Origin of the sequence: Streptococcus uberis (genome assembly GCF_900475595.1) — a bacterium.
Lineage (GTDB): Bacteria > Bacillota > Bacilli > Lactobacillales > Streptococcaceae > Streptococcus > Streptococcus uberis.
In genome coordinates this window covers 644,721-658,933 of sequence record NZ_LS483397.1, presented here as the reverse complement: position 1 = coordinate 658,933, position 14,213 = coordinate 644,721, and the positions used below count along the sequence as shown (strand labels likewise).

Here is a 14,213-nt window from a genome sequence, read left to right as displayed (position 1 = left end):
GCTTTATTTCTGACTTTCTGTATACTGTGCTGCTTCTTCTATGTAGCCTTTAAAGGTCTCACCTTTAACCTTTTCAACAACCTTATTAATCGTCTTTTGAAGTTTTGGGGACCCTTTTGGCATAGCTACAACCTTAGCATCTGCATTATTGGTTTTGAAAGTATAATCAACGATGGCTAGATCTTTATTTTGAGCAACATAACCAGTTGCAACAGGACCATCCATTGTTATGGCATCAAGTTGCCCGTTTTTAAGTTCGTTTACCACCTCACCCATATCAGTTAGACTAACAATGTGTGAATCTTTTAATTGTGTTTTAGCAAGGTTTTCTTGGATAGACGATTTTTGTGCCCCAACTTTTTTACCTGCTAAAGAAGCCATAGACGTTAGGCTTGTCAACTTGTCTTTTTTGACAACAATGGCATTTTCCGTATCATAGTATGATTTTGAGAAATCATACACTTTAGATCTTTCCTTAGTGTATGAAATACCGGAAATGGCAATATCTGCTTTGCCAGATTGAAGACTAGACAAGACATTATTAAAACTCATAGGAGATAATTTCAATTTTACCTTGAGTTCTTTAGCAATATCTTGAGCTAAAGTGATATCTGCCCCAACAATAGTATTTTTACCATCTTTTAAAGTCTGGAACTCAAATGGAGCATAATCTGGACTCACCGCAACTACCAAAGTTCCTTTATCGACGATTTTATCCTGAGTATCTTTGCTATTTTCTGTTGAACAAGCGGTCATTGACACTAGAGTCATTAATCCAATTGCAGCTTTTAGTATTTTTTTCGTTTTCATTTGCTTCTCCTTTTCGATATGTGTTATATCTTATAACATAATTATTCAATTGTCAATAACTAAATGAATAATTATACCTACATTTTTGTATTTTCTGAGATTCTTTATGTTATAATAGTCATAGCAAATGCGATCAAGGAGTTCTAGCTATGTGGAAAATAAAAGCTTTTCAAGACTTAACAACAGAAGAATTATTTGACATTCTAAAAGAACGGGTTACTGTATTCGTTGTGGAACAAGAATGTCCTTATCCTGAAATAGATGATTTCGATAAAGAATCCATTCATCTCTTTAAACAGAATCAAGAAGGGGCCTTACTTTGCTATTGCCGTCTGATACCAGATCATGATTGCATCAAATTAGGTCGTGTTTTGGTCGTTGAAGAGTACCGAAAGAAAGCCTATGGGAAATCCTTAGTTGAAAAAGCCTTGGATTATTGTCAAGAACACTACCCAGACAGGCCAGTATTTGCTCAAGCACAAGCCTATCTTCAGAATTTTTATGGTTCTTTTGGCTTTGAAGCTATTTCTGACGTTTATTTAGAAGATAACATTCCCCACATTGACATGATAAAGAAAGATTGAGGCATTCATGACTGATTTTCAAGCAATTTTAGAAAAAATTAAACACTACCAAACCATCATTATCCAGCGACATCAAAATCCTGACCCCGATGCCATTGGGAGTCAGTTGGGACTTAAAGAACTGATTCAAACACATTTTCCTGATAAAAAAGTGCTAGCGTGCGGCTTTGATGAACCTAGTTTAACTTGGATTGGTTGCATGGACTCTGTATCCGAGTCAGATTATGATAAAGCACTTGTCATTGTCCTTGATACTGCTAATCAACCACGTATTGATGGTGGTCGATATACTAAAGGAGACTATCTTATCAAAATAGATCATCATCCTAATGAAGACCCATACGGGGATATCTGTCATGTGAATACAAATGCATCTAGCGCTAGTGAAATTATTGCAGACTTTGCTCTCTCATGTCAGCTTGACTTAACAGCAACTATTGCTCGCTTTTTATATATTGGTATTATTGGTGACACAGGTCGCTTTTTATACCCTGCAACAACTGATAAAACCTTTGAGATCGCTGCTAAATTACGCCAATTTGACTTTGATTTTTCAGCTATTTCAAGACAAATGGATTCATTCCCTTTAAAAATTGCCAAATTACAAGGTTACGTTTTTGACCATTTGGAAATGACTGACAAAGGCGTTGCCCGTGTTGTTCTAACTCAAGATGTTTTAAAAGCATTTGATATTACGCCTGCTGAAAGCTCTGCTATTGTGGCAACACCTGGAAAAATTGACACTGTTCAAGTCTGGGCGATTTTTGTTCAGTTAGAGGAGGGGCACTATCGTGTCAGATTGCGCAGCAAATCCAAAGTGATTAATGGCATTGCTAAAAATCACGATGGTGGTGGACATCCACTAGCAAGTGGGGCTAACTCTTATAGTTTAGAAGAAAATGACCAAATTTTTAATGAAATGCAAGCTCTTTTTGAAGAATAATTAAAATTATTTGGTAAATGCCTTGTCAAAAATAAGGAAATTTGTTATATTAGTTAGGTTAATAACTATGGGGCACGAGCACCATGGCAGAAAGGAAATTTTTTTAGATGAGAAAAGACATCCATCCAGATTATCGTCCAGTTGTATTTTTAGATACAACTACAGGTTACAAGTTCCTTAGCGGATCTACTAAATCTAGCAAAGAAACTATTGAGTTTGAAGGGGAAACTTATCCTCTTATCCGTGTAGAAATTTCTTCAGATTCACACCCATTCTACACTGGTCGTCAAAAATTCACACAAGCAGACGGACGTGTCGATCGTTTCAACAAAAAATACGGTCTCAAAGACGCAAACGCAGCAAAATAAGCTTTTTATTATCAACCCACTTCTTTTTGGAAGTGGGTTTTTTTATCAAAAAAAGAACTGAATTTGAATTCAGTTCTTTTAACAAGGGGAACTTAATGAGCATTCATTTCTTGGGCAATTTCACGACCACTTAAATCAGAACCATAGTAAGTTGGCCAATGATCCCATTTTGAAGCAAGGGCATCATGTCCTTGATCACCCCAATAAATGTGGAAATGTCCTGCTTTTTCGGGAGCAATGCCATGATCACTAAATTGAATGTATTTGAATTCGCCCGCATCTTTATCCTTAGTTTCAAACATATAACGGACACCACGGTTTCCTTTTTCATATGTTAAGATTTTCTTGCCTGAATACTGATAAGTAAAGGTTTTCTTGTCCCCATTTCTTTCAAAAGTGATGGTTTTCTTTTTGCCATCAATTTGAATCTTGTTGACATCTGTTTTATAACCTGCTTCGTAATAGTCTTTGAATTCTTTCGCAGATTTTTCACCTTTAGACTTTTTGGCTTTGTAATCCATAACCTGATCAAGGGTACCATCTTGTAAGTATGGATATACGGACTGCCAATCACCAGACCAATCGCTTAATTTACGGTCTTTGACTTCAGAATCTTTGAAATAACCATTATAAACAGATTTACTTGCATCTTCTTCTGGCTCAATTTCCTTACCTTCACGTTCGGTTGTCAACTGAAGGGCTTTTAAATTGTCACGCATGACAGAGAAGTAATCTTCTCCCTTATCCATTTCTTTTTGGGTCAGACCTTCAAGAGGGCTTAAAACAACAGCTTTGACACCTGCTTCATTTGCAAGGGTCTTAGCTACTTTATTTGAAGCATTTTCTTCAAAATAGATATAGTTAATATCATATTTTTTAACATATTTAGACAATTCAGCAATACGCTTAGCTGATGGTTCACTCTCTGCTGAAATACCATTAATAGCAACCTGATTCAAGCCATAATCCAATGCCATATATCCAAATGCCGCGTGTTGCGTCACAAAACTCTTCTGTTTAGCAGATGATAAAGTTTCTGTATATTCCGAATCAAGCTTTTTCAATTTTTCAATATAGGCTTGAGCGTTGGCATTAAACTTTTCTGCTTTTTCTGGATATTTTTTAGAAAGTGAATCACGTATATGTTCAACGACAGAAATACTGCGATATGGAGATAACCAAACATGTGGATCAAATTTATGACTATGTTCTTCATGACCATGTTTATCTTCACCATCATGATGATGGTCATCTTCTCCTTCATGATCGTGACCTTCTTCCGTTCCAGCTGCTAATATCATGTCGCCAGTACCTTCAATATAGGCTACTTTTTTCGACTTAATAGCTTTTTTCACTTCTGGAATCCAAGTTTCCATGTTGTCATCCATATAAATAAAGGCTTGTGAATCTTGTATTTTTTTAATGTCTTTTGTTGAGGGTTCAAAGTCATGTGGCTCAGTTCCAGCCTTCATCAGCATGGAAACATCTCCCTCTTTACCTACCACACCTTTTGTAAATTCATAAACAGGATAAAAAGTGGTTACCACTTTGAGTTTTTCTTGGTCTGCTAAAACTGCTTTGGCTTGATAGAGTTGACCGCCTACTACTAGTCCTGCCAATCCCATCATGACAAGTGTTTTTTTCTTCATAATGCCTCCTTTTATTAACCGGTTAACAGTTCACTGGTTAAGTATACCACACTGATATTTTTTTGCAAGTTTTTTTGTTTCTAGCATCAAAAAAAGTATAATTTAACCAAGTTTAGTTAAATTATACTTTTATAATTAGTCACTAGAACCGAAACGATTGGTCATTAAATTACTAGCATCAAATAAGACTTTGTTTAACAATTTTTGAGTTTCCACTTGAATGTAATCACACATTTCTTGATTTTTTTGAGTCAAGTCAATATGCTCATTGTTTAAGACAGCCTCTTCAACCTGATGCAACATAAAATGTCCCTGAGCCATAGTCTTTTCCATGTAATTTTCAATATCTGACTCATGATGTTTGAAATGAGGATCTGCAATGGCAGCAATCAGACGGTTTACCCAGTAGAAATTATTGGTCGAAACATCTTCCTCAGTATTTGTAACATAATCCGGGAAAGTCGTCACTTGTGTGAAAAATGGAACCATAGTATTAAATGGCATTGAGCCAAAGGCTAACCAATGGATAGCCCTAATCGCTTCTGGTAGATTTGGTCTAATCTGTAAAATAGATAATTGACTTGTTCTATTGATTCCAATTGTTCTGAAAGTCTTTTGACTGACAGCATTTCCTTCAGGTCCATAGGGATCATATGGTGTATCTTGATAATGACTACTTAAAACATATTTAATGTCTTCTATTGTCACTTTTCGGTATGGTTTTCGACACCAGGGTATATCAAAACTTCTTGGGTCTTGCTCAACTTCTGGATTTAGGAATTTTTGCATCATCCAAGCTCTTGGGGTATTGTAGTGACGATCTTTGTCTCTTTGACTTCCAAAAGCATAGCGAGGATTAAAATGCTGATTACTATAAGTTAAATCAAGATGGTATTTGACGATAAAGTCTTTTAAATCATCAGAACATAAAAATTCTTCTGGGTTATTGAACTCAAAATGATCCATTCCTAACTGATTTGGATTCGTCACATAAGCATCATCAGGAACTTTTCGAGCAATCCAATGTTGACCACCAATTGTCTCTAGCCACCAAATCTCATCTTTATCCGAAAAAGCAATACCATTTGATTCATAGGTTCCATATTGAGCTAGTAATTGACCTAGCCGTAAAACACCTTCTCGAGCCGTAGAAATATAAGGTAAGACCAAGGTAAACATATCTTCTTCCCCAATTCCAGATTCAACCAGAGGATCCGCCCCTAAGACTCTAGGATTACTTGTGATGGTTTCAGTTGCACTCATTGCAACATTTTTTTCGTTAACACCGGCCTCTCCCCAAATACCATCTTTACCTAGAGCATCTGGGACAGAGGTATAGGTATAAGGATTATCTGGTAAGTCAATTGAAAAAGTTGACAAGACGGATTGATACTGTTTAGGATGGTTTTCCGCTGTCATTAATGCCATTTTTTTGGGCGTGAAATCACCATTCGCAGAGTCTTCCGTACGAGCAACCAAGGTTGAGCCATCGTAAGAAGCTTTTTTTCCAACTAGTATAGTAGTGCAACCCATTTGATATTCTCCTATCCTTTTTCTATTTATTTTTCTATAGCCTTATGAGGTCATCATAGTTGTTACAAATCATCTGCAATTTTATTGAGTTTTCGTAAGCGGTGATTAACGCCACTCTTTGATAAGGGAAACTCTAAATGATCCGCAATATCCTGAATAGAATAATCCGGATGATTAATACGCATTTGAGCAATTTGTTGTAATTCAATGGGCAAACTTTCGAGACCAACAGTTTCCATGATTTTTACAATATTGTTGATGGTTTTCATGCTTGCCTTGATTGTTTTGGCGATATTTGCTGTTTCAGCATTATTAGCTCTATTAATATCATTACGTGCTTCTCGTAAAAGTTTTACAGATTCAAAAGCATCTTTACTCTCCATTGCTCCAATAACAATGAGAAAGTCCATAATATCCTCAGCTTTCTGAAGATAGGTTATTGCGCCACTTTTATGCTCAATTGTCTTGGCATCAAGCATAAACTTATGAAGTAATTTAGCTAAATCTTGTGCATGGTCAAGATAGACAGAATAAATTTCCAATTGGTATTTTCCAGATTCTGGATCTCTTACAGTGCCAGATGCCAAAAATGCACCTTTTAAATAAAATCTGCCAAGTTCATCATCTGTTAACACTTCCGACTCAATACCTGTCTCAAGTCCAAAAAATGAATCTGCCAGCTTTAAATCAGATAGAATCTTATCCACCATTTGGTTAATCAAAACGGTGTAGACACGATTTTTCTTAAGATTTGTCTTCTGGTGATATTTAATCTCGGGTTGAATCGCGTAATAACTTTCAAAAAGAGAATAGATATAGCGTGCTATTTTCGCATTTTCCGTTGTAATAGCAAGGGTTAGAGCTTGTTGATTTAAGCTTAAACTTCCAGAAAGTTTGATAATAGCAGATAGTTCTTTCTTATCAGTTGTGGATTGATGGATTAATTCCTCTTTAACCTTTGTCGTGAAACTCATAACTGTCTTTCCCTTACTAAGTTCATCAATTCTTCTACAACTAAATCACCATCATGAAAAGCTCCGCCATTTTCCAAACGTAAGAAATTGGAGGAAATGATTTTTTTAGCCTCATTGCGCAAGCCCTGAAAATCATGCTCAACTTGGACCAAATATTCATCGAATTTGTTACTGTTCATATAAGCTTTAGGGACCTGTTCAATATTAACTAAGACTGTATCGATTAGGTCTTGCCCCAAATGTTTATTTAATACAGCGAGGTGATCAGCATCAGAAAAGTGTTCTGTTTCACCATGTTGTGTCATGATGTTGCAAATGTAGACAACCTCTGCTTTAGTCGTTCTAAGCGCTTCATTAATTTCTGGAATCACTAAATTTGGCAATATTGAGGTGAAAAGTGAACCAGGACCTAGCACAATCATGTCACTTTCAAGAATAGCGTCAACCACTTTTCGACTAGCTTTGGGTTTTTCATCATTATAGGTATTGGTCACATAGACATGGTCAATCATACCTGAATATTCAGCGATATGACTCTCACCTGTTACTTCATGGCCATCTTGAAAGACTGCATGTAAGGTCAAAGCTTGCTCACTTGAGGGATAAACACGACCTGTAATATGGAAAAATTTGGTTAAAATTTGGATGGCGTTATAAGTAGAATTTTGCATTTCTGAAATGCCAGCAATAATTAGGTTTCCCAGGGGATGCCCCGCCAAAACACCATCATTTTCATTAAAACGGTATTGAAAAACTTCTTCATAAAATCTCGGCATGTCACTCATTGCTAAAAGCACATTACGAAGATCACCAGGAGGTGTCACTTGCATGGCATTTCGAATTTCTCCAGAAGAACCTCCATCATCAGCAACAGTGACCACTGCTGTGATATCAACGGCTTCATTGCGTAAACTTTTTAAGATAACGGGAATACCCGTACCACCACCTATTACGGTCATTTTGGGTTTTTTCATGATCGATTTACAGTTTCCTTACGTTTGTCTTTATCGCGATGGCTTTCATTGACAGGCCAATCTTTCTTAACAGTTTCGGCTAGTCTATGGGCAAAAGCTACGCTTCGATGTTGTCCTCCTGTACAACCAATTGCAATGGTTAGTAAGGACTTTCCTTCTTTTTGGTAACCTGGCAGAATTGGTAAAATCAGTTCCACCAAGTGTTTGTAAAAATCATTTGATTCCTGATACTTCATCACATAATCATAGACTTCCTGATCCAATCCTGTTTTTTCCCTCAATTCAGGAAGATAATAAGGATTTGGTAGGAAACGGACATCAAAAACCAAATCGGCATCTAGAGGTATTCCATATTTAAAGCCAAAACTCATCACTTCAACTCGGAACGATACTGAATTAGAATCACTTGAAAATTGTTCAGTGATAACTTGTCTGAGTTGTCTTGGTGTTAAATCTGATGTATCGACAACATTTTGACTCATACTCTTAAGGGGAGCTAATAATTCCCGCTCTAACTTGATACCATCCATCACTCGACCATCAGCAGCGAGCGGGTGGCTTCTTCTGGTTTCTTTATAACGTGATACAAGTTCATTATCTGTTGCATCTAAGAAAAGTATTCTAAAATCAATAGCAAAATTTTGTTCAATCTGATCTAGAATAAGGGTAATTTCCTTAAAGAAAGTACGACTTCGCATATCCACAACTAGTGCAACACGCTTATTATCATTATTTTGTTCAATAATTTCTAAAAATTTTGGAACTAAAGTTGGAGGCATATTATCAATGGTAAAATAACCCAAATCTTCGAAAGATTGGATAGCAACTGTCTTACCTGCTCCACTCATCCCTGTAACGATAACAAGATCAATTTTTTTTTGTGACATTTTTCGACCCCTTTCTTAATTTCATTATATCATATAAAAATGATGTCTTAGAAAGCTTGTCAAAAACGGTCTTATTTTGAAAAGAACTTTCTTTTTATCAACGTTCAAGGCCTAAAGATTTCAATAAACCCTATCTATAATGAAGAAAATACCTATAAAAATAGGTATTTTGGCTTATTTCATTCACTTTGATTTTCTGACTGTATTAGGAGAAGTTGAAAACCTGAATGGCTGGATTGGATGAAAAGGCCTGCTTCAATTCTGATTATGGTTTAATACGGTGTAACATACGTGGGAATGGAATAGCTTCACGAATATGTTTTGTTCCCGCAACAAATGTTACCATACGTTCAATACCAATTCCAAATCCACCATGTGGAACAGAGCCGTATTTACGTAAATCAAGATAAAATTCGTATTCAGATTTATCCATACCTAAAGCATCCATTTTTGCAGAAAGTGCTTCGTAATCATCTTCACGCATAGAACCACCAATAATTTCGCCGTAACCTTCTGGTGCAAGTAAATCGGCACATAAAACACGTTCAGGATTTCCAGGTACTGGCTTCATATAGAAGGCTTTAAAGCTTGCTGGATAATTAACGACAAATGTTGGTACTCCAAAATAATTTGAAATCCATGTTTCGTGCGGAGAACCGAAATCATCGCCGTGTTCTAAATGTTCATAATCAGTATCTTCATCAGCTTCATGTTCTTGTAGAAGTGAAATCGCATCATCATAAGAAACGCGTTTAAATGGTTCTGCAATATAACGTTTGAGAGCATCGACATCACGTTCTAAAATCTCAAGTGCTTGAGGGGCGCGATCAATAACCCCTTGGATTAAAGCTTTAACATAAGCTTCTTGAAGGTCCAAGGATTCGTCATGATTTAAGAAGGAATATTCAGCATCCATCATCCAAAATTCTGTCAAATGACGACGGGTTTTTGATTTTTCAGCTCTAAAAACAGGACCAAAGTCAAATACACGACCTAAAGCCATAGCTCCAGCTTCAAGATACAATTGACCGGATTGACTTAAATAAGCCGGTGTTCCAAAATAATCCGTTTCAAAGAGCTCAGTCGAATCTTCTGCTGCATTACCCGATAAAATTGGGCTATCAAACTTAATAAAGCCGTTTTGATCAAAGAATTCATAAGTAGCGTAAATAATGGCATTACGAATTTGCATGATAGCCATTTGTTTGCGCGAACGTAACCACAGATGACGATTGTCCATCAAGAAATCCGTTCCGTGTTCTTTTGGTGTAATAGGATATTCTACTGATTCACCGATAACTTCCAAGTCTGTGATATCCAATTCGTAACCAAATTTTGAACGATCATCTTCCTTGACAATTCCGCTTACTTTAACAGATGTTTCTTGACTTAAGCGTTTGATAGTATCAAATTTTTCTGCTCCAACTTCTTCACCAAACTTTTCAATAAAATTTGGTTTAAAGGCAACAGCTTGGAAAAAGGCAGTCCCATCACGTAATTGTAAGAAGGCTAATTTACCTTTCCCTGATTTATTGGCAACCCAGGCACCAATGGTAATTTCCTCACCAACATGTTTGTTAACGTTTTTGATTGCAATTAATTCAGTAGACATATTCTCTCTTTTCTATATTTTATTTTTTAAAGCTATCCAATGTGTGTTTATCCATAAAAGCATTTAATCGACGAATAGCTTCTTTTAAGGTTTCCATATCAGTTGCATAACTTAAACGGATATTTTGAGGGGAGCCAAAGCCTGCTCCTGTTACCATTGCCACACCAACCTCTTCTAAAATAGCATCTGTAAAAGCTGTAACATCTGTAAAACCAGTCATTTCCATAGCATTAGAGACATTTGGAAATAGATAAAATGCTCCTTGTGGTTTAACAGCATTAAAACCAGGGACTTGGTTTAGCAATGGATAAATCGTATTTAAGCGTTCTTCAAAAGCAAGTCGCATTTCCTCCACTGCACTTTGATCTCCAGTAAAAGCTTCAATGGCAGCATATTGAGCAGCAGTGGTTAAATTAGAGGTTGTTTGACCAATAATTTTGGACATTGCTGAAATGATTTCTGGGTTACCAACAGCAAATCCCACGCGCCAACCTGTCATTGAATAGGTTTTAGCAACCCCATTAACAGTGATGGTTTGATTGCGGATACTTTCTGATAAACTTGAGATTGGTGTGAAATGATTCCCATTATAAACCAAGCGACCATATATATCATCAGCCAGAATCAGGATATCATGCTCAACAGCCCAGTCTCCAATTGCTTGTAATTCTTCTTTTTCATATATCATACCAGTTGGATTTGAGGGGGAATTGATTAAGAGAACTTTGGTCTTCTCAGTACGAGCTGTTTCTAACTGCTCAACTGTAACCTTAAAATGATTTGATTCTTGACAGTCAACAAAAACAGGAACACCTTCAGCCATTTCAACTTGATCTGCATAGGAAACCCAATAAGGAGTCGGAATAATAACCTCATCTTCAGGATTCAAAACGGCCATAAAAAAAGCATAGAGCACAAACTTTGCACCCGTTGCTGCTAAAATGTGGTTATTTGTAACAGAATAACCATAATAATTTTCCATATAGGTGGCAATAGCTTTTTTTAACTCAGGCATCCCACTAGCAATCGTATAAAAACTTGCTTTCCCATTTTCGATGGATGAAATAGCTTTTTGACAAATATTTTTGGGTGTCACAAAATCAGGTTCACCTAAAGTCAAACTTAAAATATCACGTCCTTCCGCTTTTAAGGCCTTCGCACGAGCACCTGCTGCTTGAGTGATACTTTCATTCATTTCTAAAACACGTTTAGATAACTTTGTCATTCCTTCTCCTTCATTTCACTCACAAAACTATCTTTAAGCTCTGAGTCATAAATGATATGAACTGTGAATCCATTGCTTCATTTCTATTGGTAACACTTTTTGATACGGACACTATCAGGTAACTTATCCCTTATTGATAAAGATTTTTACAGAAGTGTTATCCTTTCCATTATATCAGAAATTGGCTCATTTCAACCATAGAATTGTCAAAATTTTCGTAAGTTGTCAGAAATTCTTCATGCAGACTATCATAGATAAATTGTCCATAATGTTGCGTCAGAATACGATTATCTAAAATCAGGACCGCAGACTTCTGATTTTCCCTTCTCATGGTGCGACCAATAGCCTGTTTTAATTTTAAGAGGGTCATTGGCAAGAAATAGTCATTAAAGGGTTTTTTGCCTTGATCAATTAAATAGGTATTCATCCGTTTTACAAATAAGTCTTGCGGATTATCAAAAGGAAGACGAGTGATGACCTCAATCATACGATCAGCATGGAAAAAATCAACACCTTCCCAGAAAGATCCCATGCCAAGTAGCAGTTTTTGTTCACCACGATCAAAACGTTTTTTGACATTATAAGCTGTCCCATTTTTTTCTTGTGTGAGATGAGAAATGTGTGACTGATCTAATAAGTCAGATACCATTAACATATGTTTTCGGGAATTAAATAGCACGAGAATCGGTTTTTGAAGCACAAGTAATCTGGCTAAACGCTCAGCAATTTCATAAGCATAGGTCTCGTCATCTATTTGATTAATTTGGGGCATATCTTTGTCTAAAATCACCAATTGTTGCTGTGACTTTTCTTTGGCAATAGTGGCAAAAAGATAATCTTCATAACCCAATAGTTGTGCTAAAGTGACTTGAGAACTTATGTGTAGAGTAGCTGAAATAAAATAGGTTTTAAGGGTATCTGGTAAAAACTGTTTAAAATCTGTAAACTGTTTACTACTGCTATTTAAATAGGTAAAGCGTTTTTCGTCATTTTTTTCACTACTAATCCAATAATCTCCATCTTCATATCTGAAAATATCCCTTATCTCTTGAAATAAACTAGAATCTAATTCCGAGAGTATTTTTTGAATTCTCTCAATCTGGTCATGTTTGGCTTCCTTTTCCTTTCCCAAATAAAAATGGTTAGCCATTTCTTCTAATTCAAAAGACAGACCTTCTAATAAGCGTTTTTGTAGGAGACTTGGTGAAGCTTCAATATGACCTTGTAAGTCCTGTAAAAACTGTGTTAGATTAAGTTGCTTACGCGCTAACTGATCTAGTTGGATGATTAAGTTTTGAGCTTCATCAAAGACCACAATTTTTCCCTTAGCGAAAGCCTTATCATCCTCGACACGATGTAAAAAATAAGCATGATTGGTTAATAATACACTAGCTCGCTTTGCTTTTTCATAACTCCGTTGCCAAAAATCATAAGAAGAAAAAGGTGAAGTCAGAAGCAAATCACCATCATGATTTATCATTTCAAAATAGGCAGCAAATCGTTGTTTTTGTTTGATTTCATCGAGATCACCAGTCTTCGTTTCCAAGAGCCAAACAAGAAGTTGCATTTTATACCGATTTACCAAACGGTTGTCATCGACCTTTTGAAGACTTTGATAAAAACGGTCTAGCTTGATATAGTTAGCCGGCCCTTTAATCGAATGACAATCAACATGAAAGGCTTCCTCAATGCTTTTTAGCTCCTTAGCCATCATTTGGTCTTGGAGTATTTTTGTGGGGACGCTAATGAGAATTTGCTTGTCCTCTGCCCTAGCAATTAAGGGTAGAAGATAGCCGTAACTTTTACCAATTCCCGCTTGAGCTTGGATAAAGCTGGCTCTCTGATCCGTAAAATGTGATTCAACCAGATGGGCAAAATCATTCTGCAAAGGTCTATTGTCCAAACCTAAAAGAGCAGTATTAATGGCAAAATCTTGTGATAATTTTAATGGCGTATGAACTTGCTCTCTTCTTCGAAGGACAATATGATTAACCTTTTCGTAAATTCTTTCATCATATGGTTTTGCCTCTATTAAGGCATCCCTAATCATCTGCCCCGTTTCAAAAATCAGATTATCTGATAAATCGGCTAAGCCTTCTAAGGTTTCTAAAGGGATCTGACTTATTTTTTCTTGTAATTTGAGAAATAACTTGGCTGTCGCGATAGCATCAGCTATTGCTGTGTGAGCATCAGACAAGTCCAGACCCAATTCACTTGATAAAACAGATAGATTGTATTTTTCAAAAGTTGGATAGAACACTTGTGCCAATTCTACGGTGTCAATTCTGGCTGTTCTTAATTCGAACCCCTCAAAAAAAAGAGATTCTGCTAAAAGATTTGCATCAAATTTGACATTATGAGCCACAAAAATACAATCATGAATCAAATCGTAAATTGTTTTAGCTACTTGAGAAAAATCTGGTGCTTTAGAAAGTTGCTCATCACTAATACCAGTAAGTGATTTAATATGTTCAGATAAAGGCTCATGCGGATTGACATCTGTTTGGAAGGTTTCTCTTATTTCCCCTCCTTGTAAGATAACAATTCCAACTTGAATGATACTAGCTGTTGAACCAGCATTTGTCGCCTCTAAATCAATGACGGCATATTTTTTTTCGAATTCCTTGATCATAGTAACAATATTATACCATTTT

Annotated in this window: 12 protein-coding genes; 3 read left to right on the top strand and 9 right to left on the bottom strand. The window is 36.3% G+C overall.

Annotation, left to right across the window (positions count from 1 at the left end; all coding sequences use genetic code 11):
• Positions 1–3 precede the first annotated feature (3 nt).
• Complete coding sequence (locus DQM95_RS03685) at positions 4–810, bottom strand: transporter substrate-binding domain-containing protein (protein WP_012658159.1); 807 nt, start codon at positions 808–810, stop codon at positions 4–6.
• 149 nt (positions 811–959) lie between these two features.
• On the opposite strand from DQM95_RS03685, the gene DQM95_RS03680 reads away from it, so the two are divergent.
• From DQM95_RS03680 to DQM95_RS03670, 3 genes are all read left to right on the top strand, one after another.
• Complete coding sequence (locus DQM95_RS03680) at positions 960–1,394, top strand: GNAT family N-acetyltransferase (RefSeq protein WP_037592321.1); 435 nt, start codon at positions 960–962, stop codon at positions 1,392–1,394.
• 7 nt (positions 1,395–1,401) lie between these two features.
• Positions 1,402–2,337, top strand: coding sequence for a DHH family phosphoesterase (locus tag DQM95_RS03675; RefSeq protein WP_037592322.1), 936 nt, complete (start codon positions 1,402–1,404; stop codon positions 2,335–2,337).
• A gap of 107 nt (positions 2,338–2,444) precedes the next feature.
• The gene (locus DQM95_RS03670) at positions 2,445–2,705 is read left to right on the top strand and encodes a type B 50S ribosomal protein L31 (protein WP_012658156.1); all 261 of its coding nucleotides are present in this window, start codon (positions 2,445–2,447) and stop codon (positions 2,703–2,705) included.
• Positions 2,706–2,797: 92 nt separating this feature from the next.
• Here the strand turns inward: DQM95_RS03670 and DQM95_RS03665 are convergent, their stop codons facing one another.
• The 8 genes from DQM95_RS03665 to DQM95_RS03630 all read right to left on the bottom strand — a co-directional run bounded on the left by DQM95_RS03665 (position 2,798) and on the right by DQM95_RS03630 (position 14,191).
• The gene (locus DQM95_RS03665) at positions 2,798–4,354 is read right to left on the bottom strand and encodes a zinc ABC transporter substrate-binding protein AdcA (protein WP_111685940.1); all 1,557 of its coding nucleotides are present in this window, start codon (positions 4,352–4,354) and stop codon (positions 2,798–2,800) included.
• Positions 4,355–4,489: 135 nt separating this feature from the next.
• Complete coding sequence (locus DQM95_RS03660) at positions 4,490–5,887, bottom strand: C69 family dipeptidase (protein ID WP_037592323.1); 1,398 nt, start codon at positions 5,885–5,887, stop codon at positions 4,490–4,492.
• Between the two features lie 62 nt (positions 5,888–5,949).
• Entirely contained in the window at positions 5,950–6,861 is a 912-nt protein-coding gene (gene whiA / locus DQM95_RS03655; protein ID WP_037592324.1) for a DNA-binding protein WhiA, read from the bottom strand.
• The gene (locus DQM95_RS03650; RefSeq protein WP_012658152.1) at positions 6,858–7,835 is read right to left on the bottom strand and encodes a YvcK family protein; all 978 of its coding nucleotides are present in this window, start codon (positions 7,833–7,835) and stop codon (positions 6,858–6,860) included. Before DQM95_RS03650 ends, whiA begins: the two co-directional genes overlap by 4 nt.
• Positions 7,832–8,722, bottom strand: a complete 891-nt coding sequence (rapZ, locus tag DQM95_RS03645) for an RNase adapter RapZ (protein ID WP_037592325.1) — start codon at positions 8,720–8,722, stop codon at positions 7,832–7,834. Before rapZ ends, DQM95_RS03650 begins: the two co-directional genes overlap by 4 nt.
• A gap of 265 nt (positions 8,723–8,987) precedes the next feature.
• Complete coding sequence (gene asnS, locus DQM95_RS03640) at positions 8,988–10,334, bottom strand: asparagine--tRNA ligase (RefSeq protein WP_012658150.1); 1,347 nt, start codon at positions 10,332–10,334, stop codon at positions 8,988–8,990.
• 19 nt (positions 10,335–10,353) lie between these two features.
• On the bottom strand, positions 10,354–11,559 hold the full coding sequence (locus DQM95_RS03635) for a pyridoxal phosphate-dependent aminotransferase (RefSeq protein WP_037592326.1): 1,206 nt from the start codon (positions 11,557–11,559) through the stop codon (positions 10,354–10,356).
• 169 nt (positions 11,560–11,728) lie between these two features.
• A complete protein-coding gene (locus DQM95_RS03630) occupies positions 11,729–14,191 on the bottom strand; it encodes a bifunctional DnaQ family exonuclease/ATP-dependent helicase (protein WP_111686030.1) in 2,463 nt (820 codons plus the stop codon).
• Positions 14,192–14,213 lie beyond the last annotated feature (22 nt).

What these genes read in the sequence shown, in the direction of transcription:
- DQM95_RS03685 (WP_012658159.1), bottom strand. Translation starts at nt 810, where the DNA reads ATGAAAACGAAAAAAATACTAAAAGCTGCAATTGGATTAATGACTCTA.
- DQM95_RS03680 (WP_037592321.1), top strand. Translation starts at nt 960, where the DNA reads ATGTGGAAAATAAAAGCTTTTCAAGACTTAACAACAGAAGAATTATTT.
- DQM95_RS03675 (WP_037592322.1), top strand. Translation starts at nt 1,402, where the DNA reads ATGACTGATTTTCAAGCAATTTTAGAAAAAATTAAACACTACCAAACC.
- DQM95_RS03670 (WP_012658156.1), top strand. Translation starts at nt 2,445, where the DNA reads ATGAGAAAAGACATCCATCCAGATTATCGTCCAGTTGTATTTTTAGAT.
- DQM95_RS03665 (WP_111685940.1), bottom strand. Translation starts at nt 4,354, where the DNA reads ATGAAGAAAAAAACACTTGTCATGATGGGATTGGCAGGACTAGTAGTA.
- DQM95_RS03660 (WP_037592323.1), bottom strand. Translation starts at nt 5,887, where the DNA reads ATGGGTTGCACTACTATACTAGTTGGAAAAAAAGCTTCTTACGATGGC.
- whiA (WP_037592324.1), bottom strand. Translation starts at nt 6,861, where the DNA reads ATGAGTTTCACGACAAAGGTTAAAGAGGAATTAATCCATCAATCCACA.
- DQM95_RS03650 (WP_012658152.1), bottom strand. Translation starts at nt 7,835, where the DNA reads ATGAAAAAACCCAAAATGACCGTAATAGGTGGTGGTACGGGTATTCCC.
- rapZ (WP_037592325.1), bottom strand. Translation starts at nt 8,722, where the DNA reads ATGTCACAAAAAAAAATTGATCTTGTTATCGTTACAGGGATGAGTGGA.
- asnS (WP_012658150.1), bottom strand. Translation starts at nt 10,334, where the DNA reads ATGTCTACTGAATTAATTGCAATCAAAAACGTTAACAAACATGTTGGT.
- DQM95_RS03635 (WP_037592326.1), bottom strand. Translation starts at nt 11,559, where the DNA reads ATGACAAAGTTATCTAAACGTGTTTTAGAAATGAATGAAAGTATCACT.
- DQM95_RS03630 (WP_111686030.1), bottom strand. Translation starts at nt 14,191, where the DNA reads ATGATCAAGGAATTCGAAAAAAAATATGCCGTCATTGATTTAGAGGCG.